The organism is Microbacterium hatanonis (genome assembly GCF_008017415.1).
Classification (GTDB): Bacteria; Actinomycetota; Actinomycetes; order Actinomycetales; family Microbacteriaceae; genus Microbacterium; species Microbacterium hatanonis.
This window is the reverse complement of record NZ_VRSV01000002.1, coordinates 572,797-598,065: the sequence shown is the minus strand read 5'-3', so window position 1 is coordinate 598,065 and position 25,269 is coordinate 572,797. Positions and strand designations below refer to the sequence as shown.

Genomic DNA, 25,269 nt, shown 5'->3' with positions numbered 1-25,269 from the left:
TCACCGCGCCGCGCGCGCGGCCTTCGCGAACGGCCACCGCACGCCGGTCGCCTCTTCGCACACGGCCCAGAGACGCTCGCCCACGGCGGGGTCGCGGGTGAGGGCCGGTGCCGTGGCGGGCCGCGGGGCTCCCCGCGTGATCTGAGCCGGGCCCCAGTACGATCCGCCCTCGGCGTCGGGATCGACGAGCGCGCGCACGAGCGACCACGCGCCCTCCTCCTTCGACTGCGTGAGCGGCGCCTGCAGGTTGGCGAGGAACCGCTTGGCACGGGTGGGCTCGTTGACGTCGCGGACGCCGGCGGTGCGGCCGCTCAGCGAGTATCCGGGGTGGGCGACCAGACTGCGCACCGGCACTCCCGTCGCGCGCAACCGCCGGTCCGACTCGAACGCGAGCGCGGTCGTCGCCACCTTCGACTGCACGTACGCCCGCCACGGCGTGTATCCGGTGGTCAGTTGCGGGTCGACGGGGTCGTAGTTCCACATCGATGTCGACATGCTGCCCACCCACACCATGCGCCCCCGCGCCGCTGCCAGGGGCTGCAGCAGCTCACCGGCGAGCGCGAAGTGCCCGAGCACGTTCGTGGCGAAGATCAGTTCGTTGCCGTCGACCGTCTCCCGGGTCTTCGGCGGATGCACGACGCCGGCGTTCAGCAGCAGGCCGTCGAGAGCTCCGCGGGCGCGCAGGGTCGCTGCGGCGGCCCGCACCGACCCGAGTTTGCTGGTGTCGAGCAGGAGCGTCTCGACCGAGGCGTCCGGCACCCGCCGCACGAGCGCGGCTCGCGCGGTGACGAGCCGGTTCGGGTGGCGCCCAGTGAGTACGACGTGGGCCCCCGCGCGCGCGAGCTGCTCGCAGGAGAAGAACCCGAGCCCTTTGGTCGCACCGGTCACCGCGAACGTGCGTCCCGTCAGGTCGGGAAGTTCTCGAGGGTTCCACTCCGCTCGCGTCACACCGTCGACGATATCGGCGCGACGGGCGACGATCGAGGTATGTCGCCGACGGCATGGAACTGGTAGGGAACGCACCCTGCGGCGGCTGATCGCGGGGTTTAGGCTGAGCCCATGCGGACCCGGGGCGACATCGAGTGCTGGCTGACCGATATGGACGGCGTGCTCGTGCACGAGAACGTCCCCATTCCCGGGGCGGCCGACCTTCTCGCGCAGTGGCGCGAAGAGGGAACCCCCTTCCTCGTACTCACGAACAACTCGATCTACACGCCGCGCGACCTGAGCGCCCGGCTGCGGGCATCGGGTCTCGAGGTGCCCGAAGCATCCATCTGGACCTCGGCCCTCGCGACCGCCGACTTCCTGAAGTCGCAGAAGCCCGGCGGCACCGCCTTCGTGATCGGCGAGGTCGGGCTGACCACGGCACTGCACGAGGCCGGCTTCATCATGACCGAGACCGACCCCGACTACGTCGTCGTCGGAGAGACCCGCAACTACTCGTTCGAGGCGATCACGAAGGCGATCCGTTTCATCGGCGCCGGCGCCCGCTTCATCGCGACGAACCCCGACGCGACCGGCCCGTCGACCGAGGGCGTCCTCCCCGCCACCGGCGCGATCTCGGCGCTCATCACGAAGGCCATCGGCAAGGAGCCCTACGTCGTCGGCAAGCCGAACCCGATGATGTTCCGCTCGGCGCTGAACCGCATCGGCGCGCACTCCGAGAACACGGGCATGATCGGCGACCGCATGGACACCGACGTCGTCGCGGGCATCGAGGCGGGACTGCACACGGTGCTCGTGCTCACCGGCATCAGCGACCAGGCCGAGATCGACCGCTACCCCTTCCGACCCGACGAGATCCTCGGCTCGGTCGCCGAGCTCGTGCGGTCGGAGCCGATCGAGATCGAGTTGAGCGAGTCGGAGCTTCCGGACGGTCTCTGATGGCCGCAGCATCCGACCGCGAACGGTTGGCGTTCGCCGACCGTGATGCCTGGCGCGCCTGGCTCGAGGCGAATCACGCGACCTCTGCGGGGGTCGTGGTGCTGCGCGCGCGTGCGGGCAGCAGCCGGGTGCTCGTGTCGTACGACGACGCCGTTCGGCAGGCCCTCTGCTTCGGATGGGTCGACGGCACTGCGCAGTCCCACGACGCGGAGACGAGCGGCATCCTTTTCACACCGCGCCGCCCGCAGAGCGGGTGGGCCGCGACGAACAAGCAGCGGGTGCGCGAGCTCGAAGCCTCGGGCGAGATGACCGACGCCGGAAGGCGCGTGATCGAGATCGCCCGCGCGAACGGCGCCTGGGATGTGCTCGACGGCCCCGAGGCCGGCATCGAGCCGTCGGAGTTCGCCGCGGCGCTCGACGCCCTCCCCGAGGCCCGCGAACGATGGGATGCCTTCCCGCGTTCGGCGAAGAAGCTCGGGCTCACCCAGATCGCCACCGCGAAGCGGCCCGAGACGCGCGCCGCGCGCATCGCACGGATCGTCGCCGACGCGGCGCAAGGAAAGAGGCCCTGATGGACGACCGCACCGCGATCCTGCTCGTCTCGTTCGTGATTCTCGCGACGACCCTCGTGGTGTTCGTCGTGCAGTGGGTTCGTTCGCGTCGCGACCGCGACGACGAGGACTGACCCCTCCTGCGGGGAGGTCTACTGCGGGGCGAGCCCGAGATCGTCGAGGTCGATCGCGGCGAGCCAGGTCAGCCCGGCCGCCTCGACCGCGGCCTGAGCGCCGGTCTTGCGGTCGACGATCACCGCGACGGCCATGACCTCGGCGCCCTCCTTGCGGAGCGCCTCGACCGCCTTGAGCGCCGACTGCCCCGTGGTCGAGGTGTCTTCGACGACGATGACGCGCGCACCGGCGACCTCAGCGCCCTCGATCTGGCGGCCCCGACCGTGGTCCTTCGGCTCCTTGCGCACCACGAACGCGTCGACCGGATCGCCGGCGCGGGCGGATTCGTGCAGCACCGCGTTCGCGATCGGGTCGGCGCCGAGGGTGAGCCCGCCGACGGCCGAGATGTCGCTCCAGCCCTCGCCGAGGCCCTGACGCATGAGGTCGAGCATGATGCGGCCGATCGCGGGCGCGGCGCGGTGGTCGAGGGTGAGCTTGCGCATGTCGACGTAGTACGTCGCCTTCTTGCCGCTCGAGAGGGTGAAGTCGCCGTGGAAGACGGCCTCTTCCCCGATCAGGGCGATGAGGGCCTGGCGGTCGGCTTCGAGCTCGGGCGTGGAGGCGACGGTCATGCTCCGAGCCTAGAGCCCGCAGCATCCGTCGAGTGTGCCCGAAACCGCCGACCGCGCCCGCTTCTTCGCGCACCTACGGCCGAAAGCGGCACTCTCGGCGAGGCCGACGGGGCCGCGGTCGTAGGCTGGAAACCATGCGCCTGGCCACCTGGAACGTCAACTCGATCCGCGCCCGCGTGACCCGCACCGTCGAGTTCGCCGTGCGCGAGCACATCGACGTGCTGGCCATGCAGGAGATCAAGTGCAAGAACGAGCAGTTCCCCTACGCGCCGTTCGAAGACGCGGGCTACCACGTCGTCGCCCACGGCCTGAACCAGTGGAACGGCGTCGCGATCGCGAGCCGTGAGCCGATCACCGACGTCGAGATCGGGTTCCCGGGGATGCCCGGTTTCGCCAAGGGGCACGAGGGTCCGGATGCTCCGCAGGAAGCGCGTGCGATCGGCGCGACGATCGGCGGGGTCAAGGTCTGGAGCCTCTACGTGCCGAACGGGCGCGCGCTGGACGACCCCCACTACGTCTACAAGCTCGACTGGCTGAGCGCTCTGCAGGAGTACACCGCCTCGACGCTGGCACAGACGCCCGATCTGGCACTCGCGCTCACGGGCGACTTCAACATCGCCCCGACCGACGCCGACAACGGCGCGCCCGGTGTCGTCGTCGGAAAGACCACTCACGTGTCGCCGCCCGAGCGGGCGGCCTTCGCCGCCCTCGAGTCGGCCGGCCTCACCGATGTCGTTCGCCCGCTCGTTCCGACCGGCTTCACATACTGGGACTACAAGCAGCTGGCGTTCCCCCGCAACGAGGGGCTGCGCATCGACTTCATCCTCGGCTCGCACGCGTTCGCCGACGCCGTGCGCGGCGCCGAGATCCACCGCAACGAGCGCAAGGGCGAGGTGCCGAGCGATCACGTACCCGTGGTCGTCGACCTCGATCTGACCTCGGCGGAGGACGACGACGACCGACCGATGATCTTCGGTTGAGCCCCACATCGGCGTGGTTCGGGTGCTCCACAGATCGCGCTGCCTCCTTCAGAGTGTCGTACATGTGTTCTAACATGTAGACATGTTCACAGGCGGCGATCCCTCGATTCACGACGGGGCGTTCGACGAGTCTCCCGAGCGTGATGAGTGGTTCGACGCCGATCCTGTGGCGGCGGGGCGTGACGGGTTGGATGCGGTGGCGGATGTGTCGACGTTGATGTCGGTGTTCGCGGCGCAACGGTTCGAGCACGTCGAGAGCGTCCGGCGGGAGGCGATGGCCGAGGCGGCGGTGTTCCGGGGGAGGACGACGGAGATCCTGATGCGGTCCCTCCGGCTCGAGCTCGCGACGGTGTTGCAGGTCACCGAGCACACCGCGGAGCGGATGCTGGTCACCGCCGACGGCCTCGTGAACCGGTACCCGGCCATGCTCGACGCGCTCTCCCACGCGCGGACGACGGAGCGGCACGCGGACGTGTTCGTCGAACTCGTCGATCAGGTGGAACCGGAGCTGCGCGACCAGGTCGTGCCGCTCGCCGTCGACCTCGCCACCACACACGCGCTCGGGTCATTCCGCCGCCTGCTGCGCAAGCTCGTCGATACGGTGCGGGCGGCGACGCTGAGTGAGCGGCACGCGGAGGCGATCCGGGAGCGGCGGGTCATCGTGCAACCCGGGGAGGACGGGATGAGCTGGGTGATGCTCTACACCTCCGCGGTCAAAGCCCACGCGATCCACCACCGCGCGACCGCGATCGCGAACGTCCTCGCCGACCAAGAAGGCGAGGAACGCTCCCTCGACGAACTCCGCGCGGACGTGATGGTCGACCTCCTCGTCGACGGCGACGTCCCAGCCCACCCCGACACGGCACGCGGGATCCGCGCGACGGTCGCCGTGACGGTGCCGGTGTTGTCGCTGCTCGATGACGAGCACGCGAACACGGCCCCGGCGGTGGTGGAGGGGGTCGGTCCGATCCCCATCGACCAGGCCCGGGAAATCTGCGCCGGCGCGGACGGGTGGATGCGGGTGCTCACCCACCCGGAGACCGGGATGGTGCTCTCCGTCGGTCGAGACCAGTACCGCACGCCCGCACCGCTCCGGAAACTGGTGGCCTGGCGGGCGGCGACCTGCATGGCCCCGGGATGCGGAACCCCCGCCCGAAGGTGCCAGATCGACCATCAACTCGCGTGGGAACACGGCGGCACCACCGAACTATCGAACCTCGCGCCCCTGTGCGTCGGGCACCACACCATCAAGCACCACGGTGGATGGCGAGTGACGCAGATCCCCGACAGCGGGGGCGCACTCGAATGGACATCCCCCGGCGGAAGACGGTTCGTGGTGCAACCGGAACGGAAGGTCCCGGTCTTCCGACCCTCACCCGACGATGATCACCCGCCCGAAGCCGCGGCACCCTTCTGACCCACGTATCCGTACGCGAGAACACCGCGCCGTTCTGATCCGCGTCCGCATCTCCGGCCGGCATTCCGTCGCGCGCGTATCGGTTGCCGACCTGCGACTCAGTCGCGGCCGAGGTCGTCCATGTCGCCGGTGCGCACCTCGCCACCGGGGCCGTAGCGCAGCAGCACGGCGCCCTTCTTCGACGCGACCGGCGGCTGCAGCAGCTCGAGCCCGAGCGGAGGCCCGTCGTCGGGGAACAGCCGCTTGCCCGCACCGAGCACGATCGGATAGACCCAGAGGTTCAGCACGTCGAAAAGACGCTCGCGAACGAGGGTGCGCGCAAGATCGATGCTGCCGATGACGTGCGTGCTCCGATGCCGCTGCCGCAGGGCATCGATCTCGGCCCCGAGGTCGGGACCGAGCAGATGCGAGTTCACCCAGGGCAGGTCGGGCTCGCCACGGGAGGCGACGTACTTGGGAACGGCATCGAAGGCTCGAGCGACCTCCGACACCGGCCCGTCGAGCTGCTTCGGCCAGTACGCCGCGAAGATGTCATAGGTCCTGCGGCCGAGGAGGAGAGCGTCCATGACGTCGAAGCCCTCGTCGATCTGCTCGTCGACCGTCTCGTCGAACAGAGGCGCCTGCCATCCGCCGAAGGCGAAGCCGTCGCTGGGATCCTCCTCCGGCCCGCCCGGCGCCTGGCCGACCCCGTCGAGCGTCGTGAAGAGGTCGATGGCGATCTGCCCGGTCATCAGCTCGCTCCGCCCGCTTCCGGTCCGCCCACGGCAGCTGCCGGATCCATCCAGACGAACTCGAGGATCGTACCGTCGGGGTCTTCGACGCTCCGGCTGTACATGAAGCCGTAGTCGGTCGGATCGCGGTGCTCGTGTCCACCGGCGGCGAGCGCCGCATCGAGGGTCTGATCGACGTGCTCGCGCGAGTCACGGCTCAGGGCGACGAGCACCGCTGCGGTCGTCTTCGTATCGGCGAGCTGTTTCGTCGTGAACGTGCGGAAGTAGTCCTGCGTGAGCACCATCACGAAGATGTTCTCGTCCCAGACGAGGCAGGCGGCGTCGTCGTTGGTGAACAGCGGATTGATCTCGGCGCCGAGAGCCGTGTAGAAGGTCTTCGCGCGGTCGAGGTCGGCGGTCGGGATGTTGACGAAGATCTGGCTCACGGGTTCTCCTGACGGGTCGTCGACCGGACACGCCGCGGTCTGCGTCTCATGATTCGACGCCCCTCATCGACTGTCAACGGGCCCCGACGCACAACGCCCCCGGCCACGGGGGCCGGGGGCGTCGTCAGGGGAAGGGATGCTGCTCAGGCCGCCTTCGCCGACGACGAGGCGTCTGCGGGAACGTAGCGCCCGATGAGCTCGACGAACGCCTCGAGGTACGAGCGGAGGAACGCCGCGGTTCCCTCGTTCGTGATCTCGCCGTCGTCTTCGAACAGGCCGGGGGTCGACTGGATGAATCCCTCGGGCTGACCGAGGACGGGGGCGTTGTAGTGGCTGAGGATCGTCTTGAGGTGCTGCTGCGCGGCCGCGGTCGAGATGGGGCCCTGCGAGGTGCCGATGACCGCGGTGGGCTTCGAGTCGAACGATGCCTGTCCGTAGGGGCGAGCCGACCAGTCGAGCGCGTTCTTCAACACTCCGGGGATGGAGCGGCTGTACTCGGGGGTGAGGATGATCACGCCGTCGACGTCGGCGATGGCCTGCTTGAAGTCACGGGCGACCTGGGGGAAGTCGCCGTCGAGGTCGGGTGAGTAGAACGGCAGGTCGGCGATCGGGATCTCGACGAGCGTCACGCCGTCGGGGGCGACGGTCTTCAGTGCCTTCGAGAGGCGCCGGTTGATCGAGGTGCTCGAGATGCTGCCGACGATGTAGCCGATCGTGTAGTCAGTCACGGGGATCCTTTCCATTGCGCGGCCGGGGGCGGCCCGTACTCTCGGGCGAACGCGCCCCTCGCGAGGTGTATTCCTGTGAATCGAGTGGACGCTCCCCCTTCCGGCGGATGCTGCGCAGCCGCCCCGTCTCGTAACGTGAGGGGATGATCCCCACCCCCGCGCAGCGGCGCGCCGACGTCGTCCTGGCCGTCGTCGTCTTCGTCGGCGCGCTGATCAGCGCCGCACTCTCGGCCGTCGCCGGGATGTACGGCGACGGCCAGGCCGCGATGCCCCTCACGGTCGCTTACGTCGTCGTGCTGGCGGTTCCGCTCGCCTTCCGGCGGCGCTGGCCGGCGACCGTCGCCGTCGTCGTCTCCGTCGCCTATTTCGTCGCGGTGACGATCCGCATCCCCGAGATCTACGCCGGCAACGTCGCGATGTTCATCGCGCTGTACACCGTGGGGGCATGGTCGACGAGCAGGCGTCGCGCGACCATCGTGCGGGTCGCGATCATCGCGGGCATGTTCCTGTGGCTCACGATCGTCATGCTCATCGACGCGACAGGACCGGTGCCGGGCGCGACCGAGGAGGCGTTCTCACGCGCGGGTGCGTTCTCCCCCTACGTCGCCTACACGCTGCTGACGTTCCTGCTCAACGCCCTCTACTTCGGCGGCGCCTACTACTTCGGCGAGCGCTCCCACCAGCAGATGCGCGAACGTGCGGCCCTCGAGGAGCGCACCGCCGAGCTCGAGCGGGAGCGGGAGGTCACCGCGGCCCAGGCCGTGGCCCTCGACCGGGTTCGGATCGCCCGCGAGCTGCACGACGTGGTGGCCCACCATGTCTCGCTCATGGGCGTGCAGGCGGGGGCCGCGCGCTCGGTCATGCCGAAGGACCCCGACCACGCCCGCGAGATCCTCGAGGGCGTCGAGTCGTCGGCTCGCCAGTCGCTCGCCGAGCTTCGACAGCTGCTCGCCACCCTGCGGACGCCCGACGGCAGCGACCCCGAGCCCGACACCGCTCCGACCACCCGCGGCCTCGACGCGGTGACCGATCTCGTGGAGGCGACGAGGGCGGCGGGCATGCCGACCACGTTCCTCGTCGTGGGCGAGGAGCGCGAGGTGCCCGGTCTCGTACAGGTCAACCTCTACCGGATCGCCCAGGAGGCCCTCACGAACGCCCGCCGGCACGGCGGACCGCACGCCTCCGCCGAGGTCCGCCTGCGCTACACCGACGAGTCCGTCGAGCTCGAGGTGTCCAACACCGGACGGGTCGGATCCGGCGCACCGGGCCTCGGACAGCTGGGCATGCGCGAGCGCGCCGCGGTGTCGGGCGGGGCGATCGAGATCGGCCCCCGCTCCCGCGGCGGATACCTCGTGCGCGTCCGCGTACCCCTGACGACGAAGGCGGCCGCCCATGTCTGACATCCGCGTGCTTCTCGTCGACGACCACGCGATGATGCGCGCGGGCTTCCGCACGATCCTCTCGCTCCAAGACGACATCGAGGTCGTCGGCGAAGCCGCCAACGGTGCGGAGGCCGTGTCCGCCGCATCCGCCCTCCACCCCGACGTCATCTGCATGGATGTGCAGATGCCCGGTATGGACGGCCTGGAGGCCACGCGACGGATCGTCTCGGATCCCGCGGTCGAGGCCGCCGTGCTCATCGTCACCACCTTCGATCGCGACGACTACCTCTTCGAGGCGCTCTCGGCCGGAGCGAGCGGGTTCCTCCTGAAGAACGCGGGCCCGGAGGAGCTCGTCTCGGCGGTGCGCGTGATCGCGGGCGGCGACGCGCTGCTCGCACCCGAGGTCACCCGGCGCGTCATCGCCCGCTTCGCCGGACCCGACGCCGAGCCCGCGGTCTCCGCCGCACCGACTCCGCACCCGGCGAGCACGAGCCTCACCGAGCGGGAGGCCGAGGTGCTGCGTCTGATGGCCGAGGCGCTCAGCAACGCCGAGATCGCCGCCCGCCTCTTCATCGGCGACGCGACGGTCAAGACGCACGTGTCCAACGTGCTGCAGAAGCTCGGGGCCCGCGACCGGGTGCAGGCGGTCGTGCTCGCGCACCGCCACGGCCTCACCTGACCCGGCGGTACGATCGCCGCGTGACCGCAACGCCGCAGGCTCCGTCCCTCACCTTCCTCGCACGCCTCGAGGTCGAGGTGGGCGACCCGGTCGATCTCGGCGTCGTCGCCGGCGAACACCGCCGCATCGTCCCCATCCTCGGCGGCACTGCCCGCGGACCCGAGCTCGAGGCCCACGTTCTGCCGGGTGGGATCGACTCGCAGGTGCTCCACGCCGACGGACGCCAGGTGCTCCGCGCCACCTACGGGCTGGAGACGACCGACGGCGACCGGCTCTTCGTCGAGAACCGAGGCCTGCGGTCGGGCACCCCGGCGAACCTCGACCGCCTCGCGCGCGGCGAAATGGTCGATCCGTCGCTGATCTACTTCCGCTCGCACCCTCGGATCACCGCACCGGCCGGCCGGTGGGAATGGATGAACACACGGCTCCTCGTCGGCACCGGCGAGCGCCTCCCCGCCGCGGTCCGTCTGAACGTGTTCGTCATCGACTGACCGCCCTCCCCCGTCAGGGGGAGAGGCCCAACCCTCCCGGGGGCGGATGCCGCGCGGAAGCCGCGTGCGTAACGTCGTTCTCGGGTGCCCGCCACGGGTGCCGGAGGAGGAGGAGGAGGAGCCGTGCTCGAACTGACCGGCATCACCAAGAGCTACGGCGGTCGCCGCGTGCTCGACGACGTGACGTTCACCGTCACCCAAGGACGCCTGACGGGCTTCGTCGGCGGGAACGGCGCCGGCAAGACCACGACCATGCGCATCGCGCTGGGCGTGCTCGCGAAGGACGGCGGTCGCGTCGCCCTCGACGGTTCGCCCGTCACCGCCGCCGACCGCCGCCGCTTCGGCTACATGCCGGAGGAGCGCGGGCTCTATCCGAAGATGCGCGTCGGCGAGCACATCGCCTACCTCGCCCGACTCCACGGTTTCGGAAAGGCAGAGGCGACCACGGCCGCCGAGTCGCTGCTCGATCGTCTGGGCCTGTCGGAGCGCCTGCGCGACAACGTGGAGACGCTCTCGCTCGGCAATCAGCAGCGCGCGCAGATCGCCGCAGCTCTCGTGCACGACCCCGAGGTGCTCATCCTCGACGAGCCGTTCTCGGGCCTCGACCCGCTCGCCGTCGACGTCGTCGCGGGCGTTCTGCAGGAGCGTGCCGCCGCCGGCACCGCCGTGCTCTTCTCTTCGCACCAGCTCGACGTCGTCGAGCGTCTCTGCGACGACCTCGTGATCATCGCCGACGGCACCGTGCGAGCCGCCGGGGCTCGCGACGCGCTCCGCGCCGAGCACGCCGGGCACCGTTTCGAGCTCGTCTCCGCGGGAGACGCCGGGTGGATCCGCGACGAGCCCGGGGTCACCGTCGTCGACTTCGACGGGGGCTACGCCCTTTTCGACGCCGCCGAGACCGACGCCCAGCGGGTGCTGCGTCGCGCGGTCGAGCGCGGCGACGTCGCCAGTTTCGCCCCGCAGCATCCGACCCTCGCCCAGATCTTCAAGGAGGTCATCCAGTGAGCACCTCCGCCCCCGCGAACACCCGCCGGTCCAAGCCCGGTGAGCTCCAGAGCGTCTGGCTCGTCGCCGAGCGCGAGATCGGCTCGAAGCTCCGCAGCAAGTCGTTCATCATCTCGTCGGCGTTCCTCCTGATCGTCGCCCTCGCCGCGGTCATCTGGGGAGGCATCGCCGCGAACAACGCCGGCGACGACCGCATCGCGATCGCCGTGACGAGCCAGACGCAGTCCGACGTCAGCGGCATCAACGGCTTCGACGTGACCGTCGCCGACAGTGCGGATGCGGCGACCGCCCTCGTGCAGGACGGCACCGTCGAGGCGGCCCTGGTGCCCGATGCCTCCGGCGGCGCCTTCTCGTACAAGGTCGTCGCCGATGACAGCTCCCCGAGCGACGTGCTGGGCCTGCTCGCCCAGACCCCGTCGGTCGAGCTGCTGAACCCGGCCGAGGCGGTCAACGGCGCCCTGCGCTACCTCGTGGCCATCGGCTTCGGCATCGTGTTCTTCGCCGCCGCCACGACGTTCGGCGCGACGATCTCTCAGAGCGTCGTCGAAGAGAAGCAGACCCGCGTCGTGGAGATCCTCATCTCGGCGATCCCGGTGCGATCGCTCCTGGCGGGGAAGGTGATCGGCAATACGGTGCTCGCGATGGGTCAGATCATCGGCTTGGCCGTGATCTCGATCGTCGGGCTCGCGGTCACCGGCCAATCCGAGCTGCTCAGCGGACTCGGCGCACCGCTGGTGTGGTTCGCGGTCTTCTTCCTCTTCGGGTTCGTGCTGCTGGCCGCCCTGTTCGCGGCGGCCGGCGCCATGGTGTCGCGCCAGGAGGACATCGGCTCGACCACCACGCCGCTCATGCTGCTCGTGATGGCGCCCTACTTCCTCGTCATCTTCTTCAACGACAACCCCGTGGTGCTCGCCGTCATGTCGTACGTGCCGTTCTCCGCACCGGTGGGCATGCCGCTGCGTCTCTACCTCGGCGATGCGCAGTGGTGGGAGCCGCCGCTGTCGTTGGTCATCCTGCTCGCCACGTGCGCCGCAGCGATCTGGGTCGGCGCGCGCATCTACCAGAACACCCTCCTGCGGATGGGTGCCCGGGTGAAGCTGACCGAGGCGCTGCGCAGCTGACTCAGCGGTGGAGCGCGTCGGCCGCACCGACGAGTGCGAGATGCGAGAGGGCCTGCGGGGTGTTGCCGAGCTGGCGACGCCCCGCAGGGTCGTACTCCTCCGACAGCAACCCGAGATCGTTCGCGGCCTCGCACACCCGCGTCATCAGCTCCCCGCCGTCCTCGCGCCGTCCGGAGGCGGCGTACTGCTGCACGAGCCAGAACGAGCACGCGAGGAACGCGCTCTCGTCGCCGGACAGACCATCGACTCCCGATGACGTGCGGTACCGACGCACGAACCCGTCGGGCATCAGCGTCTCCTCGATGCGCTCCACCGTCCGCAGCATGCGCGGGTCGTCGGCGGCGCAGAAGTCGACGAGCGGAAGCTGCAGGAGCGACGCGTCGACCTCGGTCGTCGCGTCGTGCTGCACGAAATAGCCGCCGTCGCCGACACCGGTGGCGTCGATCGCTGTGCGCAGGCGATCGCGCAGGGCGCGCCACTCCTCCACCTCACCGTCGAGGCCGTGCTGCTCGACGGCGCGAACGCCCCGGTCGAAGGCCGCCCACATCATGACGCGGGAGTGCGTGAACATCCTCGGTTCGCCGCGGATCTCCCAGATCCCCTGATCCGGCTCGTCCACCGTCTCCGCCGCCTGCGCGAGGAGCGCCCGCTGCAGCGCCCACGAGAACGGGGTCTCGCTCAGTCCGGCCTGGCGCGCAGCATCCAACGCCACCATCACCTCGCCGATCACGTCGGCCTGCCACTGGTCGACGGCGCCGTTGCCGATCCGCACCGGGGCGGCGCCCTCGTAGCCCGGGAAATTCGGCAGCTCGCGCTCGGGGAGGTCGCGCTCCCCGGCGATGCCGTACATGATCTGGATGTCGGCGGGGTCTCCGGCGATCGCACGCAGCAGCCATTCGCGCCACCGCGCGGCAGCGGCGAGATAGCCGTGGGCGATGTAGGCCTGCAGGGTGAGAGCGGCGTCGCGCAGCCAGACGTAGCGGTAGTCCCAATTGCGCGGGCCGCCCGCCTGCTCGGGCAGCGAGGTCGTCGCCGCGGCCACGATCCCGCCGGTGTCGCGATGGGTCAGCGCTCGCAGCACCAGGAGCGAGCGGATCACCAGGTCGTGGTGCGGGCCGTCATGCGACAGGGTGCTGGCCCAGTCGGTCCACCATTCGCGCGTGCGCTCCCACGCCCCCTCCACGTCGACGGGCTCGGGAACGTCGTCGTACGACGGGGCCCAGCTGAGGGTGCTGTCGACCGACTCGTCGGCAGCCACGGAGAACGTCGCGCGGTGCGCCTGGTCGTGAGCGGTGTGCAGCGGGCCGCGCACGACGACGGCGGCAGGTCCGGCGATCGCGAGCAGCGCCGGGTCGTCGGGCGAACCGATCTGCCGCACCCAGGGAAGCGCGCGCGCGTAATCGAAGCGCAGCCGCAGCACGCTCTCGAACTCCACCGCACCGCTGACACCGATGACCCGCCGCACGAGGTCGTGCCGCGCATCGTCGTAGGCCAGGAACTCGTAGACCTCGGCGATCCCCGCCGCCGCCGTCCAGCGGGTCACGAGGATGAAGGTGTCGTCGTCGTATCGACGCTCGGCGATCGCCGCCGGGTCGGTCGGGCGCAGGCTCCACGACCCGTGGGAGTCGTCGCCGAGCAGGCCGCCGAAGATCGAGGGCGAGTCGTAGCGGGGCAGGCACAGCCAATCGATGCTGCCGGTCGCCGAGACCAGGGCCGCCGTACGGCAGTCGCTCAGCAGTGCGTAGTCCTCGATAGCTGCGGGCACGGCATGATTCTGTCAACTCCGGAGCGCGACCGTACCGGAGCGCCCGGCGAGTCCTAGGGTGGGGCTCATGACCGCCGACACCACCCTGATCATCCTCGGCGCCTCGGGCGACCTCACCTCGAGGCTTCTGCTCCCCGCGCTCGGTCAGCTGCTCGTGCGCGAGCCCGAGCGGTCGGTGCGCCTGCACGGCGCGGGCATGGACGACTGGACCGATGAGCACTGGCGCGAGGTGGTCGAGAAGGCGTTCGAGACGACCGATGCGAAGGGTGCGTTCGCCGCGGTGTCGGCCACGACCTACTCGAAGGCCGACATCACGAAGCCCGACGACCTGCAGGCGCTGCTAAACGCCGCCGAGGGGCGCCCCGCTCTGTACTTCGCGGTTCCCCCGGCCGTAGCGGAGCAGGCCTGCGAGGCGCTCGAATCGGTCGAGATCCCCGAAGGCACGATCCTCGCCCTCGAGAAGCCCTTCGGCACCGACGAGGCCAGCGCCCACGAGCTGAACGAGGTGCTCGCGAAGCTGGTGCCGGAGCGCCAGGTGTTCCGCGTCGATCACTTCCTCGGCCGCTCGACCGTGCTGAACTTCCTCGGCGTGCGGTTCGCGAACCGCCTCATCGAGCCGGTCTGGTCGGCCGACGACATCGCGTCGATCGTCATCCAGTACGACGAATCGCTGGGCCTCGAGGGTCGCGCCGGGTACTACGACCGCGCAGGCGCGCTCATCGACATGATCCAGAGCCACCTGCTGCAGGTGATGGCGTTCGTGACCATGGAGCCGCCGTCGTCCCTCGACGAGATCGACCTGCGGGACGCGACCGCGGCGATCCTCCGCGCGACGCACGTGCTGGGCGACGACCCGGTCGCCTCGTCCCGCCGCGCTCGCTACACCGCCGGCACCGTCGATGGTCGCGAGTACCCCTCGTACGTGGACGAGAAGGGCGTCGACCCCTCACGCGACACCGAGACCCTCGCCGAGATGACGGTGGAGATCCGCACCGCGCGCTGGCAGGGCGTCCCGATCACGCTGCGCTCCGGCAAGGCGCTCGCTGACAAGGATGCCGAGGTGATCGTGACCTTCCAGCCCGTGCGCCACATGCCGCAGGGCTTCACGGGCGAGACGGCCCCCACCGAACTGCGATTCTCTCTCAGCCCCGACACGATGTCACTCGGCCTCAACGTCAACGGTGGCGCCGACCCGCTCGTGCTCGAACGCGTGTCCCTCCAGGCCGACCTCGGAGAAGGCGGCCGCGTCGCGTACGCCGAGGTGCTCTCCGGGATCCTCGACGGCGACGCCATGCTGTCGGTGCGAGGCGACGCGGCCGAGCAGTGCTGGCGTATCGTGCAGCCCGTGCTCGACGCGTGGCGGGCGGGCAAGGTACCGCTCGACGAGTACCCCGCGGGCTCCATCGCCCCGGAGGGCTGGCCGACGCTCTGACGGGAGGCGGCTCAGGCGTCGAGAACCGAGAGCACGTTGCCGGCCGGGTCGCGGAACCACGCGATCGTCGGACCCCGGCCGCGCTGGATGCCCTTCTCGTCGGTCGCGATCTCGTCGTCGCGGTAGATCTTTGTCGTCACCCCGCGCGCGTTCAGCTCGTCGACCGCCGCCTCGACGTCGTCGGTCGGGAAGTTCAGGATCGTGAAGCTCGCGGGCTCGTGGTTCGGCTTCGGATAGACGAACACGGAGGCACCCGACGCGAGCCTCAGGCTGAAGAAGCCCATCTCGTCATCGACGGTCTCGAGTCCGAGGATGTCGCGATAGAACGATCGCGCAGCGTCGATGTCATCGACGGAGAATCCGCTGAAAGCCCTGTCTGTGGTGAACATGTCGTCTCCTTCATTGAGTTCGTTGAGCGGATGCTGCGGGGCCGCGGCATCACGGGCGCAGGTGCGCGGCGACGACCCGCGAGGTCGCCTCGGGATCGAGCCGGTGCTGCACCGACTCGGGGACCTCGACGAACACCGCACCGGACACCTCCTCGGCGAGGCGCTCCGACGCCGCGTGGAGGAAGGGGAAGGTATCGGTGCCGGTGAGCACGACCACGGGCACGCCGACCTCGCGCATCGCCGCCGTGGGGGTCGAGATCTGTCGGGTGAGAGTCGCGTCGTACACGGTCGACTGCGCCAGCGCGACGAGGCCGGCGAACATCGGGCTCGACCGGATCTGCTCGACCATCGCCGGGGGCAGCCCTATGCCTTCGGTCTGAAACGTCGTCACCGCGTCGGCTTCGCGCCCCTCGTCCACCGCCAGCTGCAGACGCTCGGGCAGGTCGGACGGCGGATCGTCCTGACCGAAGTGGAACGGCGGTTCGGAGAGGACGAGGGTTCCGGTCGGCACGCCCAGCGAGGCCGCGAACAGGGCGAGCACGGCGCCCGAGGAGTGGCCGAGGACGGCCGCCGCCCCGCCCACGCCGGCGATCACCGCGGCGAGGTCGTCGGCCTCGCGCTCAGGTGCGAAAGGGCGGGTGTCGCCGCTGCCGGCGCGCGCTCGGCGATCGTAGAGGACGGCGGTGAACCCCGCACGGACGAGCGCGTCGGCGATCCCGGAGGCGTCGGCCGCCGTCGAGAACGCGCCGTTCACGACCACGACGGCCGGGCCGTCGCCGGTCGACTCGACATGGATCGGCGTTCCATCCGCGGACTCGACGATGGGCATGTCCTGATCGAATCAACCGCCGCGCGCGCGGTCAAGGGGTGACGGCGCAGCATCCGCCCACTCTTGCCGCCCTTCGATCGTGCCGTCACACTCGACAGCATGCAGTTCGCCGGAGTGCTTCCCGAAGACGCCCCCGACCCTCGGCTCGATCAGGCCGAGCGGGCGAAGGAATTGCCCGTTCCCGTGCGCGGCTTCATTCCGCAGCCGTCCCTCGAAGACGATGACAGCCTCGCGCTGATGGTTCAGCAGCAGGGCGACACGATGGTCGCGATGTCGGTGAGCGTGGGCTACATGCTGTGGCGCAATCCCGACGACCGGGCGGATCCGGTGAACCTCGCCGACCTCGACGACCACACGCGGCGCTCCCTCGATACCGTTCCGCCGTGGCCACGGCCCGCGTGGTTGATCGCGCAGGTCGAGCGCATGCGCTATCCACGACTGTGGGAGGCCGTGCGCACCTCGTGGCACGCCGAGACATCCGAGCGGACGACGCCCGGCGCGTTGCTGATGGACCACGCGCGGCACATCCTCATGAACCACTTCCGCGAGCCGGCGGGCATCGACCTTCACGAGTGGGACTCGCCGGCCTTCCCGGGAACGTCCGCCGTGCGTGACGGCGTCACCGTCCGCGTCGAGGGGAGCGACCTCCCCGGCATCGAGATCGACACCGATCCCTTCGTCTACGCGGTCGGAGCGGCACTCCCCGACGGCGGAGTGCTCACCGCCGTCGTGCCCCGCGACGAACTCCCCCTCATCGAGCTGGCGTTCGACGTCCGCCGCTGAACCGGCCCGCCTCGCGTCAGCTGTTGCCGAGGAACAGCACGGTGATGAGCATCGCGATGATGACGGTGTTGAAGGCGAACGACACGAGCGTGTGCCCCGTGACGAGGCTCCGCGCCGCCGACGACTTCAGCGATATGTCGGAGGTGGAGAACGTCGTCTGCACCTGGACGGCGAGGTAGAGGTAGTCGATGAAGAGGCGGGCGGCCTTGCCGTCGGGGAAGTCGAGCCCCTCGGTCTCGGCATCGAAGCGCGCGTAGTGCACCCCGTAGGCGACGATGGTCACCGCCCAGGAGGCCGCGACGACCAGGATGCTGAAGACCACGGTCACCGGTTCCTTCAGCAGCGACGGCCACACCGTGAAGGCCAGCACCGCGGCGACCGCGATCAGGGACCACTGCACGGCGATCGTGGGCCCGGTGCCGGAGATGATCGCCCCGAGGCTGCCGAAGCGTCCCCGCGGGGTGGAGTCCCGCAGCACCTGCCGGAGCCGGTCTGCGGGAAGCCGGCCGAACAGCCGGAGCGTGTGCACGAGGTAGGCGATCGACCACGCGGCCGAGAAGGCGAACAGGCACGTCGCCGCCATGTCGGAGCTGGCATCGCCGTCACGCGCGACCAGGATGATGACGGCCGTGATCGCCGCCGACACCGCGCCCGCTCCCGACGCCAGGGCGAGACGGGTGACGTCGAAAGCGGCGCGGGGCACCGCCGCGGTCGTCTCCGAACCCCGGGACGACGCCGTCTCGTGCGTGCTCATGCTGGCAGGGTACGGCCGGGCCGGGAGGCGGGGCAACGGCGCACGCACCATAGACGCCGAGAAGTCGCTCCGCCAGGTCGGCCCCGGAGCACCGTGGTGTGCCTATGGTGAAGCATGACTGCCAGCATCCTGGGGATCGGCACCGCGGTGCCCGCCACGCGTCTGCGACAGGATGACGTGCGCGACCTCCTAGCGGAGCAGCCCGCCATCGACCGACGCGCGCGCCGCTTGCTCGGCGCGGCCTTCGACGCTGCCGCGATCGAGACGCGCTACACGGTGCTCGGCGAACTCGGCGGCGGCGCGGCGTCGGGCCTGGCGCTTCGCGACGGCACCCCGGTGCTGCGCGTACCGTCGACCGGCGAGCGCAACGCCGAGTACCGCCGTGCGGTGCCGGCGCTGTTCGCGGAGGCCGCCCGCGACGCGCTGGCCCGCTCCGGCGTCGCGCCGGAAGAGGTCACGCACGTCATCACCGTGTCGTGCACGGGGATGTTCGCGCCCGGCCCCGACTTCCTGCTCGTGCGCGACCTCGGACTCTCGCCCTCGACGGAGCGCTACCACCTCGGATTCATCGGCTGCGCGGCGGCCATCCCGGGCCTCCGTGCCGCTGCCCGGATGGCTGCGGCGCAGCCGGAGGCGGTCGTGCTCGTGGTGTGCGCGGAACTGTGCTCTCTGCACATCCGCAGTTCGGATGATCCCGAGCAGATCGTCGCGGCATCGGTCTTCGCCGACGGTGCGGCCGCGGCAGTCGTCAGCGCCGATCCCGCCCGACGTGTCGGCCGACGCCTCGACCTCGACGGGTTCGGCACCCGGCTCACCGACGACGGCGAGAAGGACATGGTGTGGACCGTCGGCGACGAGGGGTTCGAGATGACCCTCACCGCCCAGGTGCCGCGCATCATCGGGCGCGAGATCGAGGCGGTCGCCCTCGACCTCTTCGGCGGCACCGCGGCCGTCGACGCCTGGGCGGTGCACCCGGGAGGCCGCAGCATCCTCGACCGGGTTGAAGACGGCCTCGGTCTCGGCCCGGCCGCTCTCGCCGACTCCCGCGACGTGCTGCGCGAGTACGGCAACATGTCGAGCGCGACGATCCTCTTCGTCCTTCGACGCATGCTCGAGCACGACCGGCACGAGGGCGAACGGCTCGCCGTGCTCGCCTTCGGACCCGGACTCACGATCGAGGCCGCGCGGATGTCGGTGCGCGGCGTCGCGACACCCGCCGACACCGTCCGCGACCTGGTCTCGGGCGCGACCGGTCGCTGACCGCGCGATGAGCATGCGCGAACGTGCGGTCGATCTCACCGAGATCATGGACGACCCCGACTGCGATCCGGTGCGCCTCGCCGCCACCTACCGTCGGTTCGACACCGTCAACCGGCTCGTCGCCGGCTGGGGCGGCGTGTACCGGACACGCCTGCGGCCGTACCTGAGGAGCATGGGCCGACCCGCGCGGGTGCTCGATCTGGGCTCCGGCGGCGGCGACCTCGTCGCCCGGCTCGACGCCCTCACCCGGAAGGACGGACTCGCCGTCGAGTGGACCGGAGCCGATCCTGACCCGCGGGCATACGATGCCGCGCGCGGGCGGAGCTCGAGCAGCATCCGTTTCGTGCGCGCCGACTCGACCGAACTGCTCGCGGCGGGCGAGACCTTCGACGTCGTCGTATCGAACCACGTGCTGCACCACCTCTCCCCCGCGGCGCTGACCCGTTTCGCCGACGATTCCCTCTCCCTGTCGCGCGGCACGGTGCTGCACGCCGACATCGAGCGGGGCCGGCTCGCCTACGCGCTCTACGGGGTCGGGGTCGCGCCCCTCGCGCCCGGCACCTTCCTGCACACCGACGGGCTCCGGTCGATCCGCCGGAGCTACCGCGCCGCCGAACTCGCCGAAGCCCTCGGAAAACCGTGGCGCGTCGACCGACCCGCGCCGTTCCGTCTGCTCGCGACGGGAGCGGGGCGTGCATGACGTCGTGATCGTCGGTGCCGGGCCGGTGGGGATGCTGCTGGCCGGGCGCCTGCATCGCGCCGGTCTCGACGTGGTGGTGCTCGAAAGACGGCCCGAAGCCTCTCCCGGTTCGCGGGCGATCGGCCTGCACGCCCCGGTGCTCGCGGCTCTCGAAGCATCCGGGGTCACCGAACGGCTGCTGGCGGACGCGCTGCGCGTGGAGCGCGGCGAAGCGCGATCGCGGGGCCGACTCCTCGGCGAGGTGCGCTTCGACCGACTCCCCACGCGGTTCCCGTTCGTGGCCACCCTGCCCCAGTCCGCGACGGAGGCGGTGCTCGCCGTCGACGCACCCGCCGTCCGCCGGGGCGTCGACGTGACGGCCGTGCGCCCGGAGGGCGGCCGGGCGCGCGTGTTCGCGAACGGCACCGACCCTCTGCTCGCCCGCGTAGCGGTGGTGGCCGCCGGCGTCGGGTCGCGCGGCCTCGTCTTCCGCGACCACGGAGTGGGAGTGCGCGAGTACCCCGATCGCTACCTCATGGCCGATCTCACCGCCCCGGGCGGGCCGGTGGCGGTCGTGCACCTCGACGACGGCGGCGTGCTCGAGTCGTTCCCCCTGCCGGGCGGGCGGCGACGGTTCGTCGCGTGGGATGCCGGCGATGACGACGACCCCACCGCACGCACCGAGCGCCTTCGGGTCGCGCTGGAAAGGCGCGGCGAGAGCGACGCCGCCGCCGAACTCGCGTCCGCGTCGGCCTTCCGCGTGCGCCGGGCCGTCGCATCCGGGCTCGTCCACGGCGGGCTCGTGGTCATCGGCGACACCGCGCACGAGGTCAGCCCGATCGGCGGTCAGGGCATGAATCTCGGCCTCCTCGACGCGGCCACGCTGGCGCCCCTCGTGACCGAGTGGGTGCGCACCGGCCGCCGCCCCGACTCCGACCTGACCCGCTGGGAGCGCGGTCGCATCGCCTCGGCGCGCACGGCGGCCCGGCTCGCCGCGATGAACACGTCGCTCGGCCGGCCCCTCGGCCCGATCGGCGATGCACTCCGCCGGGCGGCGCTGCGCGTCGCGCTCGGCACCCCTGCGGGCCGCGTCGTCGCCCACGCCTACGCGATGGGCCTCGACCGCGCGGCCTGACGGGCGCCCCTCGCCCGCGAGACATCATCCTGGATACGAGACTGCAGCCCTCGCGCGCAGTCTCGTAGCGGGGATGACGTCTCGCGGACTCGGGCTCAGCCGCTGAGCGCCGACCCCGTCGCGACCAGCTGCGCGGCCAGCAGCAGGGCGGCCAGCATCACGAGACGGAACACCGTGCGATCGGGCGGGCGTACGAGGGCGCGAACGCCTGTGGCCACCGCCACGACGACGACGGCCGCCGCGAACAGCCACCCGGGCCAGGCGATCCGCCCGAGGTCGCCGTCGACGGGCCCGAGGAGCACCGCCGCCGCTCCGAGGAAGAGCCCCCCGACGGCGAGGAGCGCGGACGCGCGAGGTCCGATGCGATGCGGGAACCCGCGAACCCCAGTCGCCCGGTCGTCGTCGAGGTCGGGGAGCACGTTGGTGAGGTGCACCGCCGCGCCGAGCGCGGCCCCGGCGATCGCCGCCCAGAACGGCGCGAGGGTCGGCGCGGGGGCCGAGAGCGTGGCGAGCGAGGGGAACACGCCGAAGCTGACGAGGAAGGGCGCGAGTGAGAAGACCGAGGACTTCAGGCCCGCGTTGTAGGCCCAGGCCCCGGCAATCATGAGGGCCTGCCCCGCCAGCATCCCGAACCCGAGCACGGCCGAGAGCGCCAGCGATGCGACGACCGCCCCCACCGCGACGCCGAGCGCGAGCTGCACCGAGACGACGCCCGCCGCGATCGGCTTGTCGGTGCGACCGACGGCGCGATCGCGACTCGCGTCGATGGCGTCGTTCGAGAGGCCGACGGAGATCTGGTTGCACAGGACAGACGCGACGAGGAGGGCGATGCGCGCGGCATCGAGCCCCGTGGCGATACCGAGGGCGAGCGAGAGCGCCGTGACGACGAGCGCCGGACCGGGATGAGTCGAGCCCCAGAGCGCCCGCACCGTCTTCATGCTCCGACGTTACCCGCGGTCACTTCCCCTTCTTGCCCAGAGTGCTCGCGATGTCGGGCACCGAGCGGTGCAGGTCGCGCGGCGGCCGCTCGTAGTGGGCGACCGGCGGGCGGTCGGGGATCTGGATCTCGTCGGGTTCGAGTCGCTGGTAAGGGATGCTGCTCAGCAGATGCGCGATGGCGTTGAGGCGCGAGGCGCGCTTGTCGTCGCTCTCGATCGTCCACCAGGGCGCTTCATCGATGTCGGTGGCGTCGAACATGGCGTCCTTCGCCCGCGAATAGTCCTCCCACCGCACGATCGACTCGAGGTCGGTGGGCGAGAGCTTCCATCGGCGCATCGGGTCGTTCAGCCGGGAGGCGAAGCGATCCTGCTGCACGCCGTCGGAGACCGAGAACCAGTACTTGAGAACGATGATGCCGTCGGCGACGAGCAGGCGCTCGACGATGGGCGTCTGCAGGAGGAAGCGCTGATACTCCTCGTCCGACGAGTACCCCATCACGCGCTCCACGCCCGCGCGGTTGTACCAGGAGCGATCCATGAGCACGATCTCGCCCGCCGCCGGAAGCCGTTCGATGTAGCGCTGGAAGTACCACTGCCCGCGCTCGCGATCCGACGGCTGGGGCAGAGCCACCACGCGCGCGTGGCGCGGGTTCAGGTATTGCATGACGCGTTTGATCGCGCCGCCCTTGCCCGCCGCATCCCGTCCCTCGAAGATGACCAGCACCCGCGCGCCGACCGACGTCACCCACTGCTGCATCTCGACGAGCTCGATCTGCAACCGCTCGAGCTCCGCCTCGTAGGCCTTCTTCGGGACCCGCTTGACCTTCTTCGACACGCGCACGCTCCTTCGCCGGGATGCATCTCGTTCGAGGGCCGAAGGAGGTACGCGCCAGCCTAGACCCGGGCTTGCTCCTCCGGGCCGTCGCTCGTGAGCACCAGCGTCGACCCGTCGGCGGCCACGTCGACGCGGACCACGTCGCCGTCGTGCACACCGCCCGCGAGGATCGCCATGGCCAGGCGGTCCTGGATCTCGGACTGGATGAGGCGGCGCAGCGGCCGGGCTCCGAACAGCGGGTCGTATCCGCGCTCAGCCAGCCAGGAGCGAGCGTCGGGGGTGACGGCGAGCGTCAGCCGGCGCTCGCGCAGACGCCTCTGCAGCGCGAAGACCGACAGCTCGACGATCTGGGCGAGGTCGTCTTCCGTCAGCGCCTGGAAGATCACGATGTCGTCGAGACGGTTGATGAACTCCGGCTTGAACGCCTGGCGCACGAGCGCCTGCACCTGCGCCCTCTTCTCGTCGAGGGAGAGCAGCGGATCGATGAGGATCGGCGAGCCAAGGTTCGACGTGAGGATCAGGATGACGTTCGTGAAGTCGACCGTCCGGCCCTGGCCGTCGGTCAGCCGACCATCGTCCATGACCTGCAGCAGCACGTCGAACACCTCGGGGTGGGCCTTCTCGACCTCGTCGAGGAGCACGACGCTGTACGGGCGACGACGAACGGCCTCGGTGAGCTGACCGCCCTGCTCGTAGCCGACGTATCCCGGAGGGGCACCGACCAGGCGCGAGACGGAGTGCTTCTCTCCGTACTCCGACATGTCGATGCGCACCATGGCGTGCTCGTCGTCGAAGAGGAAGTCGGCGAGCGACTTGGCGAGCTCCGTCTTCCCGACTCCCGTGGGCCCGAGGAACAGGAACGATCCGGTCGGTCGGTTGGGGTCGCTGATGCCCGCGCGGGAGCGGCGCACCGCGTCGGAGACCGCCTTCACCGCGTCCTTCTGGCCGATCAGGCGCTTGCCGAGTTCGGCCTCGAGGTGCAGCAGCTTCTCGGTCTCGCCCTGCAGCAGGCGCCCGACGGGGATACCCGTCCACGCAGCGATGACCGCCGCGATGTCTTCGTCGGTGACCTGGTCGTTGACCATCCGGTCCTCGCCGGCGGTCTCTTCGCCCTCGGCCGTCATGAGCTCGCGCTCGAGCGCGGGGATGTCGGCGTACAGCAGGCGCGACGCCCTCTCGAGGTTGCCCTCGCGCTGAGCCCGCTCGGCCTCCATGCGAGCCGCGTCCAGCTTCGTCTTCAGGTCGCCGACGCGGTTGAGCGAGGCGCGCTCGCGCTCCCACCGGGCCTGCAGCTCATCGAGGTGCGCCTGCTCCTTGCCGAGGGTCTCGCGCAGGGCCGCGAGCCGCTCCTTCGACGCGGCATCCTTCTCCTTCTTCAGCGCCAGCTCCTCGAGCTTGAGCCGGTCGACGTGACGCCGCAGCTCGTCGATCTCGAGCGGCGCCGAGTCGATCTCCATGCGCAGGCGCGACGCCGCCTCGTCGATCAGGTCGATCGCCTTGTCGGGCAGCTGACGGGCGGGGATGTAGCGGTGGGACAGCGATGCCGCGGCGACGAGCGCCGCATCCGCGATCGCGACCTTGTGGTGGGCCTCGTAGCGCTCCTTCAGTCCGCGGAGGATCGCGATGGTGTCTTCGACCGTCGGCTCGCCGACGTAGACCTGCTGGAAGCGGCGCTCGAGCGCGGCATCCTTCTCGATGAACTCGCGATACTCGTTGAGCGTGGTCGCGCCGATGAGGCGCAGCTCGCCGCGAGCGAGCATCGGCTTGAGCATGTTGGATGCGGCGACCGACCCCTCTCCGCCGCCGGCGCCCATGAGCACGTGGAGCTCGTCGATGAAGGTGATCACCTTCCCATCCGACTCGGTGATCTCCTTGAGCACGCTCTTGAGGCGCTCCTCGAACTGGCCGCGATACATCGCGCCCGCGACGAGTGCCGAGATGTCGAGCGTGATGAGTTCCTTGCCCTTCAGGCTCTCCGCGACGTCGCCCGCGACGATGCGCTGGGCGAGTCCTTCCACGACGGCGGTCTTGCCGACGCCGGGTTCGCCGATGAGGACGGGGTTGTTCTTGGTGCGCCGGGTGAGCACCTGGCTGACCCGGCGGATCTCGGAGTCGCGTCCGATGACGGGGTCGAGCTTGCCTTGACGGGCGCGGTCGGTGAGGTTGATGCCGAACTGCTCGAGGGCGCTCTGCGCCTCCTCCTGTCCGGGCTGTTGCGTGGCGTTCATGCGGTCTCCTGAAATTCGGGGAGCACTCGAGAAAAGTTGAGTGCGTCTGACTCAACTTTATCAGCGCGCCACCTTTCCCACCAGCCCTCGCGGCGGAGGACT

Annotated in this window: 26 protein-coding genes; 14 read left to right on the top strand and 12 right to left on the bottom strand. The window is 70.5% G+C overall.

Annotation, left to right across the window (positions count from 1 at the left end):
• Complete coding sequence (locus FVP77_RS12955) at positions 1 to 948, bottom strand: SDR family NAD(P)-dependent oxidoreductase (protein WP_147894999.1); 948 nt, start codon at positions 946 to 948, stop codon at positions 1 to 3.
• Positions 949 to 1,059: 111 nt separating this feature from the next.
• Here FVP77_RS12955 and FVP77_RS12950 point away from each other — a divergent pair, with 111 nt between their 5' ends.
• Positions 1,060 to 1,884 carry an HAD-IIA family hydrolase gene (locus FVP77_RS12950; protein WP_147894998.1) on the top strand — a complete coding sequence of 275 codons (825 nt, stop codon included), beginning with the start codon at positions 1,060 to 1,062 and terminating at the stop codon, positions 1,882 to 1,884.
• The gene (locus FVP77_RS12945) at positions 1,884 to 2,456 is read left to right on the top strand and encodes a YdeI/OmpD-associated family protein (protein ID WP_147894997.1); all 573 of its coding nucleotides are present in this window, start codon (positions 1,884 to 1,886) and stop codon (positions 2,454 to 2,456) included. Before FVP77_RS12950 ends, FVP77_RS12945 begins: the two co-directional genes overlap by 1 nt.
• 131 nt (positions 2,457 to 2,587) lie before the next feature.
• Here the strand turns inward: FVP77_RS12945 and pyrE are convergent, their stop codons facing one another.
• Positions 2,588 to 3,181 carry an orotate phosphoribosyltransferase gene (gene pyrE, locus FVP77_RS12940; RefSeq protein ID WP_147894996.1) on the bottom strand — a complete coding sequence of 198 codons (594 nt, stop codon included), beginning with the start codon at positions 3,179 to 3,181 and terminating at the stop codon, positions 2,588 to 2,590.
• Between the two features lie 134 nt (positions 3,182 to 3,315).
• Here pyrE and FVP77_RS12935 point away from each other — a divergent pair, with 134 nt between their 5' ends.
• Entirely contained in the window at positions 3,316 to 4,161 is an 846-nt protein-coding gene (locus FVP77_RS12935) for an exodeoxyribonuclease III (RefSeq protein ID WP_147894995.1), read from the top strand.
• Positions 4,162 to 4,243: 82 nt separating this feature from the next.
• On the top strand, positions 4,244 to 5,578 hold the full coding sequence (locus FVP77_RS12930; protein ID WP_147894994.1) for an HNH endonuclease signature motif containing protein: 1,335 nt from the start codon (positions 4,244 to 4,246) through the stop codon (positions 5,576 to 5,578).
• Between the two features lie 98 nt (positions 5,579 to 5,676).
• Here the strand turns inward: FVP77_RS12930 and FVP77_RS12925 are convergent, their stop codons facing one another.
• From FVP77_RS12925 to FVP77_RS12915, 3 genes are all read right to left on the bottom strand, one after another.
• Positions 5,677 to 6,309, bottom strand: coding sequence for a dihydrofolate reductase family protein (locus FVP77_RS12925; protein ID WP_147894993.1), 633 nt, complete (start codon positions 6,307 to 6,309; stop codon positions 5,677 to 5,679).
• Positions 6,309 to 6,734 carry a VOC family protein gene (locus FVP77_RS12920; RefSeq protein WP_147894992.1) on the bottom strand — a complete coding sequence of 142 codons (426 nt, stop codon included), beginning with the start codon at positions 6,732 to 6,734 and terminating at the stop codon, positions 6,309 to 6,311. Before FVP77_RS12920 ends, FVP77_RS12925 begins: the two co-directional genes overlap by 1 nt.
• Before the next feature lie 143 nt (positions 6,735 to 6,877).
• Positions 6,878 to 7,462, bottom strand: a complete 585-nt coding sequence (locus FVP77_RS12915; RefSeq protein ID WP_147894991.1) for an NADPH-dependent FMN reductase — start codon at positions 7,460 to 7,462, stop codon at positions 6,878 to 6,880.
• Positions 7,463 to 7,605: 143 nt separating this feature from the next.
• Between FVP77_RS12915 and FVP77_RS12910 the strand changes: the two genes are divergently transcribed.
• The 5 genes from FVP77_RS12910 (at position 7,606) to FVP77_RS16945 (ending at position 12,140) form a co-directional block, all read left to right on the top strand.
• Positions 7,606 to 8,862 carry a sensor histidine kinase gene (locus tag FVP77_RS12910; protein WP_147894990.1) on the top strand — a complete coding sequence of 419 codons (1,257 nt, stop codon included), beginning with the start codon at positions 7,606 to 7,608 and terminating at the stop codon, positions 8,860 to 8,862.
• Positions 8,855 to 9,523 carry a response regulator gene (locus FVP77_RS12905; RefSeq protein ID WP_147894989.1) on the top strand — a complete coding sequence of 223 codons (669 nt, stop codon included), beginning with the start codon at positions 8,855 to 8,857 and terminating at the stop codon, positions 9,521 to 9,523. Before FVP77_RS12910 ends, FVP77_RS12905 begins: the two co-directional genes overlap by 8 nt.
• Positions 9,524 to 9,543: 20 nt before the next feature.
• Positions 9,544 to 10,014, top strand: a complete 471-nt coding sequence (locus FVP77_RS12900) for a DUF3237 domain-containing protein (protein ID WP_147894988.1) — start codon at positions 9,544 to 9,546, stop codon at positions 10,012 to 10,014.
• A gap of 123 nt (positions 10,015 to 10,137) precedes the next feature.
• Entirely contained in the window at positions 10,138 to 11,019 is an 882-nt protein-coding gene (locus FVP77_RS16950) for an ABC transporter ATP-binding protein (RefSeq protein ID WP_222707736.1), read from the top strand.
• Positions 11,016 to 12,140: an ABC transporter permease gene (locus tag FVP77_RS16945; protein WP_222707735.1), complete on the top strand. Its 1,125-nt coding sequence runs from the start codon at positions 11,016 to 11,018 to the stop codon at positions 12,138 to 12,140. Before FVP77_RS16950 ends, FVP77_RS16945 begins: the two co-directional genes overlap by 4 nt.
• 1 nt (position 12,141) lies before the next feature.
• Here the strand turns inward: FVP77_RS16945 and FVP77_RS12890 are convergent, their stop codons facing one another.
• Positions 12,142 to 13,905, bottom strand: a complete 1,764-nt coding sequence (locus tag FVP77_RS12890) for a glycoside hydrolase family 15 protein (protein ID WP_147894987.1) — start codon at positions 13,903 to 13,905, stop codon at positions 12,142 to 12,144.
• Between the two features lie 67 nt (positions 13,906 to 13,972).
• Here FVP77_RS12890 and FVP77_RS12885 point away from each other — a divergent pair, with 67 nt between their 5' ends.
• On the top strand, positions 13,973 to 15,337 hold the full coding sequence (locus FVP77_RS12885; protein ID WP_147894986.1) for a glucose-6-phosphate dehydrogenase: 1,365 nt from the start codon (positions 13,973 to 13,975) through the stop codon (positions 15,335 to 15,337).
• A gap of 11 nt (positions 15,338 to 15,348) precedes the next feature.
• Here FVP77_RS12885 and FVP77_RS12880 read toward each other — a convergent pair whose 3' ends face one another.
• The gene (locus FVP77_RS12880) at positions 15,349 to 15,726 is read right to left on the bottom strand and encodes a VOC family protein (RefSeq protein ID WP_147894985.1); all 378 of its coding nucleotides are present in this window, start codon (positions 15,724 to 15,726) and stop codon (positions 15,349 to 15,351) included.
• Between the two features lie 49 nt (positions 15,727 to 15,775).
• Positions 15,776 to 16,555 (bottom strand): alpha/beta fold hydrolase, encoded by a 780-nt coding sequence (locus FVP77_RS12875; protein WP_147894984.1) that lies wholly within the window; start codon positions 16,553 to 16,555, stop codon positions 15,776 to 15,778.
• A 99-nt stretch (positions 16,556 to 16,654) separates the two neighbouring features.
• On the opposite strand from FVP77_RS12875, the gene FVP77_RS12870 reads away from it, so the two are divergent.
• A complete protein-coding gene (locus tag FVP77_RS12870; RefSeq protein WP_147894983.1) occupies positions 16,655 to 17,338 on the top strand; it encodes a hypothetical protein in 684 nt (227 codons plus the stop codon).
• 16 nt (positions 17,339 to 17,354) lie between these two features.
• On the opposite strand, the gene FVP77_RS12865 is transcribed toward FVP77_RS12870, so the two are convergent.
• The gene (locus FVP77_RS12865; protein WP_187266934.1) at positions 17,355 to 18,092 is read right to left on the bottom strand and encodes a DUF1345 domain-containing protein; all 738 of its coding nucleotides are present in this window, start codon (positions 18,090 to 18,092) and stop codon (positions 17,355 to 17,357) included.
• Between the two features lie 114 nt (positions 18,093 to 18,206).
• On the opposite strand from FVP77_RS12865, the gene FVP77_RS12860 reads away from it, so the two are divergent.
• From FVP77_RS12860 to FVP77_RS12850, 3 genes are read left to right on the top strand one after another with little or no spacing between them, the layout of a single operon-like run.
• Positions 18,207 to 19,352, top strand: coding sequence for a type III polyketide synthase (locus FVP77_RS12860; protein WP_147894981.1), 1,146 nt, complete (start codon positions 18,207 to 18,209; stop codon positions 19,350 to 19,352).
• A 7-nt stretch (positions 19,353 to 19,359) separates the two neighbouring features.
• Positions 19,360 to 20,052, top strand: a complete 693-nt coding sequence (locus tag FVP77_RS12855; RefSeq protein ID WP_147894980.1) for a methyltransferase domain-containing protein — start codon at positions 19,360 to 19,362, stop codon at positions 20,050 to 20,052.
• The gene (locus FVP77_RS12850) at positions 20,045 to 21,166 is read left to right on the top strand and encodes an FAD-dependent oxidoreductase (RefSeq protein WP_147894979.1); all 1,122 of its coding nucleotides are present in this window, start codon (positions 20,045 to 20,047) and stop codon (positions 21,164 to 21,166) included. The genes FVP77_RS12855 and FVP77_RS12850 overlap by 8 nt, the downstream gene beginning before the upstream one ends.
• Before the next feature lie 95 nt (positions 21,167 to 21,261).
• Here FVP77_RS12850 and FVP77_RS12845 read toward each other — a convergent pair whose 3' ends face one another.
• Genes FVP77_RS12845 through FVP77_RS12835 form a run of 3 tightly spaced genes read right to left on the bottom strand, consistent with a single transcriptional unit; the run spans position 21,262 to position 25,167 of the window.
• Positions 21,262 to 22,104: a UbiA family prenyltransferase gene (locus FVP77_RS12845; RefSeq protein ID WP_147894978.1), complete on the bottom strand. Its 843-nt coding sequence runs from the start codon at positions 22,102 to 22,104 to the stop codon at positions 21,262 to 21,264.
• A gap of 19 nt (positions 22,105 to 22,123) precedes the next feature.
• On the bottom strand, positions 22,124 to 22,939 hold the full coding sequence (gene ppk2 / locus FVP77_RS12840) for a polyphosphate kinase 2 (protein ID WP_222707734.1): 816 nt from the start codon (positions 22,937 to 22,939) through the stop codon (positions 22,124 to 22,126).
• Positions 22,940 to 22,998: 59 nt separating this feature from the next.
• Positions 22,999 to 25,167, bottom strand: coding sequence for an ATP-dependent Clp protease ATP-binding subunit (locus FVP77_RS12835; RefSeq protein WP_147894976.1), 2,169 nt, complete (start codon positions 25,165 to 25,167; stop codon positions 22,999 to 23,001).
• Positions 25,168 to 25,269 lie beyond the last annotated feature (102 nt).